The 4,067-nt window shown below is 71.6% G+C and carries 1 protein-coding gene; it reads left to right on the top strand.

Going from position 1 to position 4,067, the window contains the following annotated elements:
• The coding region (locus tag HW445_RS20945) for a type I polyketide synthase (RefSeq protein WP_180222520.1) at positions 1–4,067 on the top strand (4,067 nt) is incomplete at both ends.

The raw sequence follows: 4,067 nt of genomic DNA, 5'->3' as shown, positions 1-4,067 counted from the left end.
TGCCGAGGTGCGGTGGGCGTCCTGCGACGTCACCGACCGTGACGCCCTGGCCGCCCTCATCGGTGAGCTGACCGCGTCCGACGGCCCGGGCCTCGCCGGTGTGGTGCATGCCGCGGGTGTGGTCGACGACGGTGTTCTGGAGTCACTGACCCCCGAGCGGCTGGCCACCGTGCTGCGGCCCAAGGCGGACGCCGCCTGGCATCTGCACCAGCTGACCGCCGACCTGAACCTCGCCTTCTTCGTCCTCTACTCCTCCGCCGCCGGCACCTTCGGCGGACCCGGCCAGGCCAACTACGCCGCCGCCAACGCCTTCCTCGACGCCCTCGCCACCCACCGCCAGGCCACCGGTCTGCCCGCCACCTCCCTCGCCTGGGGACCCTGGGCCGAAGGGGGCATGCTCCAGAGCCTCGACGCGGCAGACGTGGAGCGCATGAACCGGAGCGGTGTACTGCCCCTGTCTCCGGAGGAGGGACTCGAACTCTTCGACAACACGCTGCGGTCCGGCCGCGCGACGGTTGCACCGATCCGCCTGGACGTGACGGCCTTCCGCAAGGCCCCGACCGTCCCGCACCTGCTGCGCGGGCTGGTCCGCGGGACGGGCACGAGCCGTCGGGCGGCACGGTCGTCCGGAGCCTCGGCGTTCGCCCAGCGCCTGCTGACGGTCGGGCAGGATCAGCGTGCCGCGCTGGTGCTGGAGACGGTACGGACGGAGGTGGCTGCCGTCCTCGGCCACGCCTCCGCCCAGGCCATCCCTGCCCACCGCGCCTTCACCGAGCTCGGCTTCGACTCCCTCACCGCCGTCGAACTCCGCAACCGCCTCAACACCGTCACCGGCCTCCGCCTGCCCGCCACCCTCGTCTTCGACCACCCCAACCCGGCCGTCCTGGCGGAGCACATCGTCTCCGAGAGCGTCGGCACGATGGAGGAGGCGGCCGACAAGCCGTCGGGGGCCACGGGAACTCCCGCTCTCCTCGACACCGACGACCCGGTGGTCATCGTGGGTATGAGCTGCCGCTATCCCGGTGCGGTGGCCGGACCCGACGACCTGTGGCGCCTGGTGGCGTCCGGCGGCGACGCGATCTCGCCGCTTCCCGACGACCGGGGCTGGGACATCAGCCGCCTCTTCGAGCGCGGTGAGGGAGACGGCACCGGTACGTCCTACGCGACCGAGGGCGGCTTCCTCACCGGTGCCGCCGAGTTCGACCCGGCGTTCTTCGGGATCTCGCCCCGCGAGGCCCTGGCCATGGACCCGCAGCAGCGCCTCCTGCTCGAGGCCTCGTGGGAAGCCATCGAGCACGCGGGCATCGACCCGACGGCCCTGCGCGGCAGCCGCACCGGCGTGTACGCCGGCCTCATGTACCACGACTACGTGGCGCAGCTCGTCGAGGTCCCGCAGGGGGTCGAGGGCTTCCTCACCACCGGTACCGCCGGCAGTGTGGTGTCCGGCCGGGTCTCCTACGTACTCGGTCTCGAGGGCCCGGCGGTCACGGTGGACACGGCGTGCTCGTCGTCGCTCGTCGCCCTGCACCTGGCGGTGCAGGCGCTGCGCTCCGGCGAATGCTCACTGGCTCTCGCCGGTGGTGCGACCGTCATGGCCACGCCCGGAAGCTTCATCGAGTTCAGCCGGCAGCGCGGGCTCGCTCCCGACGGCCGGGTCAAGGCCTTCGCCGACACGGCCGACGGAACGGCGTGGTCGGAGGGTGTGGGCGTCCTCCTTCTCGAGCGTCTGTCGGACGCCCGCCGCAACGGGCACCAGGTGCTGGCGGTGGTGCGCGGCTCCGCGGTCAACCAGGACGGCGCCAGCAACGGCCTCACCGCTCCGAGCGGTCCTTCCCAGCAGCGCGTCATCCGCGCGGCGCTCGCGAGCGCCGGTCTCTCGCCCGCCCAGGTGGACGTGGTCGAGGCCCATGGCACGGGCACCAAGCTGGGTGACCCGATCGAGGCGCAGGCCCTGCTCGCCACCTACGGCCAGGAACGCCCGGAGGACGGCCGGCCGCTGTGGCTCGGCTCGATCAAGTCCAACATCGGGCACACCCAGGCCGCGGCCGGCGTCGCCGGCATCATCAAGATGGTCATGGCCATGCGCCACGGCGTCCTGCCGCAGACCCTGAACGTCGATCTTCCGTCCTCCGAGGTGGACTGGTCGGCGGGCGCGGTGGAACTGGTCAAGACGCCGATCGCCTGGCCTTCCCGCCAGGAACCGCGGCGTGCGGGAGTGTCGTCGTTCGGCATCAGCGGCACCAACGCACACGTCATCGTGGAGGAGTCGCCGGACGGTTACGGCACCCCGTCGCTTCCCCCGCAGGTCTCCGGGGCACCGGGCCGGACGGCGTTCCTGTTCTCGGGACAGGGCTCGCAGCGGGCCGGGATGGGCCGGGAGCTGTACGACGGGTTCCCGGTATTCGCGGACGCGTTCGACGCGGTCTGCGCGGAGCTCGACAAGCACCTGGACCGGCCGGTCAAGGACCTGGTCTTCGACCCCGAGTCCGACCTCCTCGACCGCACCGTCTACACGCAGGCCGGTCTGTTCGCGATCGAGGTGGCCCTGTTCCGCTTGATGGAGCACTGGGGCGTCACGCCCGACTACCTCCTCGGCCACTCCATCGGTGAACTCGCCGCCGCACACGTCGCCGGCGTCTGGTCCCTCGAGGACGCCGCAGCCCTCGTCGCCGCCCGCGGCCGATTGATGCAGGCCCTGCCCGAGGGCGGGGCGATGGTCGCCGTCCAGGCGACCGAGGACGACGTCCTGCCCCTGCTCACCGACAACGTCTCCATCGCCGCCCTCAACAGCCCGAACTCCGTCGTCATCTCCGGCGACGAGACCGAAGTCACCGCCATCGCGGAACGCTTCGCCAAGTCGAAGCGCCTGCAGGTCAGCCACGCGTTCCACTCGCCGCGCATGGAACCCATGCTCGACGAGTTCCGCAGGATCGCGGCCGATCTCACCTTCCACGCACCACGCATTCCGATCGTCTCCAACCTCACCGGCACCGTCGCGGGCGAGGAGCTGCTGACCGCCGACTACTGGGTCAACCACGTCCGCCAGGCAGTCCGCTTCGCCGACGGCGTCCGCATGCTCGCCACCTTGGACGCCACCCAGTTCGTGGAGCTCGGGCCGGACGGAGTCCTCACCTCACTCGCGCGGCAGTGCCTGGGAGACGGGAATGCTCTGACCGTTTCGGCGCTCAGCAAGGGCGCTCCGGCTGTCCGCCACGTCACGAACACGGTGATGGCACTGCGCCGGCGCAACGTGCCCTGCGACGCCGACACGATGCTCCCCGAACTCTGCAACGCGTCCGCAGCCGTGCTTCCGGTGGTGCCGTGGGTGCTGTCGGCGAAGTCGCCGGAGGCTCTGGCGGGCCAGGCGGAGCGTCTGCTGCCGCTGGCCGCGGCCGGGGTTTCGCCGGTGGACGTGGGCTGGTCCCTGGTGTCCGCGCGAACCCTGTTCGACCACCGTGCGGTGGTCTTCGGCGAGGACCGCGAGGATCTGCTGCGCGCGGTGGCCGAGGGCCGTTCGGTCGCGGGTGTGGTGTCGGGTGTGGCCGGGGGCGGGCGTTCGGCGTTCCTGTTCTCCGGCCAGGGCTCGCAGCGGGCCGGGATGGGCCGGGAGCTGTACGAGGCGTTCCCGGTGTTCGCGGACGCGTTCGACGCGGTCTGCGCGGAGCTCGACAAGCACCTGGACCGGCCGGTGAAGGACCTGGTCTTCGACGCCGAGTCCGACCTTCTCGACCGCACTGTCTACACGCAGGCGGGCCTCTTCGCCGTCGAGGTCGCCCTGTTCCGCTTGATGGAGCACTGGGGCGTCACCCCCGACTTCCTCCTCGGCCACTCCATCGGTGAACTCGCTGCCGCGCACGTCGCCGGCGTCTGGTCCCTCGAGGACGCTGCCGCTCTCGTGGCTGCCCGCGGCCGATTGATGCAGGCCCTGCCCGAGGGTGGGGCCATGGTCGCCGTGCAGGCGACCGAGGACGAGGTCCTGCCCCTGCTCACGGACAACGTGTCCATCGCCGCCCTCAACGGACCCACCTCCGTCGTCATCTCCGGCAACGAGGACGAGGTGCTGGCCG

Origin of the sequence: Streptomyces sp. UH6 (assembly GCF_013421635.1) — a bacterium.
Taxonomy (GTDB): domain Bacteria; phylum Actinomycetota; class Actinomycetes; order Streptomycetales; family Streptomycetaceae; genus Streptomyces; species Streptomyces abyssomicinicus.
This window is presented reverse-complemented; position numbering and strand designations above follow the sequence as displayed.